This is a genomic window from Stenotrophomonas sp. 05L44_2 (genome assembly GCF_056665995.1).
This window is the reverse complement of the sequence record NZ_JBFTNR010000818.1, coordinates 1-1,700: the sequence shown is the minus strand read 5'-3', so window position 1 is coordinate 1,700 and position 1,700 is coordinate 1. Positions and strand designations below refer to the sequence as shown.

At 64.2% G+C, this 1,700-nt stretch carries 1 protein-coding gene and 1 pseudogene; one reads left to right on the top strand and one right to left on the bottom strand.

The window, feature by feature from the left end; genetic code table 11:
- Positions 1–310: hypothetical protein (locus AC1VAN_RS20965; protein ID WP_480986652.1), on the bottom strand; the 310-nt coding region annotated here is incomplete at its 3' end.
- A gap of 315 nt (positions 311–625) precedes the next feature.
- Here AC1VAN_RS20965 and AC1VAN_RS20960 point away from each other — a divergent pair.
- Positions 626–1,700: pseudogene (locus AC1VAN_RS20960) on the top strand (autotransporter outer membrane beta-barrel domain-containing protein); the annotation flags it as partial.

Sequence of the window (1,700 nt, the reverse complement as noted above, 5' to 3'; positions counted from 1 at the left end):
TGGTCAGTTTTCCCCCTTCCAGCGAAACCAGGCTTCCGGCGCCCTCGACATGCACCGCGTGCGCTGCACGTCCTTCCGTGGATAGATTCACCGGGCCTGTTGGCAGAATGCGGCCGCCATTGAGGGCATGGAACGCATACCCCGAGGTATCTCCCGGCAGTACCGGCTCGGTGGTGTGGTAGTCGCCTGGCGGGGGCGTCTGGTCATCGCCGTCGGCCACGACCTGCTGTGCGCTGGCGTGACCACTGGTGAACAGGCCAGCGGCCAGGGCAACAGCCAGCACCTGGGGCGCCGGGGTGGAACTCTGCATGGAAAGCACTCCTGAATGGAGGGGCCATGCTCGGCGCTGCTACCGGCCGGCACCATCGAACACATTGCAAAACGCCCGCGGGGCGCTGCCGCAGGGCTGGCTGGCAGCTGAAGGCACCCGGGGTGTCCAGTGCGCTTTACAACTTTTTGCATGGGACGGCCGCGCCTGCGCACACAGACTGCGGCCAAAGGAGACGCGTTCCTTCGCATCCAGCCCCCATCACGGCCACTCAAGCAAAGCCGCCTGACACGGGAGCCGATCCGAATGCCTACGTGGTGGCGCGTGCCTCCCACATTCCCGACACAAGGATCCCCCATGAAGCTCAGCTCCGTCGTTTCCTCGCCTCGCCCGCCGACGCCGCACCGGCTGTTCCGCAGCCTGCTGCTGGCCCTGGCTTCACTCCCCGCCGGCGCTGTACTGGCAGGCGATCTGGATGACCAGGCCGCCGAGGTGGGTGCAGCTGACCCCATCGAGGCCTGGAGGCTCATCAATGGCTCGCAGTTGACGGTCAACGGCGGGCAGACCCAGCACATTCGCGCGGGGGATACGTCCGTGGTGAACCTGCAGAACGCGCGGGTTGTCCGCACCGGTTTGGAGCACCACGCCATCTATCTGTACGGTGAAACCACGCTTGTGGCCAACTCAAGCCGGATCGACGGTGGCGTCTTTATTAGCAGTGGCTACACCTCGGTAACGCTGAAGGACAGTATCGTGGAGGTCGACGCCGACCATCTGGCCCCCGGTGCAACTTCGAGCATCGGCATTGATGCCTCGACCCTGTCGACCTGGGACCCGAAGTTCACTCCCTCGGTCGTGCTGGATGGCACATATGTTCGCGTCGATGACCTCCACTCACCGCCCCGTCCCTTCACCACCGGGACCGGCGCCCGCCTTGTGGTGGGCCAGATGGATATCCTCAATGGTTCACAGGTGGTGGCGGCCAATGTGGGTGCATTGCTGATGGGTGAGCGTGTTGACTCCGGCGCGCTGCGGCTCGACATAAATGACTCCACCCTGCAGTCCGGCCGCGGTGCCGCCATCCAGGTCATCCCACGGTTCGCGAGCACCTATAACATCACCGTAGCCAATGGCTCACACCTGATTGCAGGTGACGGCAACCTGCTACGCGTAGGCCGCGATGGCGCCGTTTCCGGCTCGTTCACCGACGTGAACTTCACCGTGGATGATGCGCGCTTGTCGGGTGATGTCCGCCTTGATTCGCTGTTCGCCACCATGGGTTCGCTGAATGTCGCCCTGCGCAACAAGGCGCAGATCGACGGCCGTTTCATCAATGTCACCCGTGCCGAGATCGACGGCGACAGCACCTGGCTGATGACCGGTGACAGCAACGTCGGTCAGCTCAGCCTCGGCAGAACCGGCACCGTGGCAC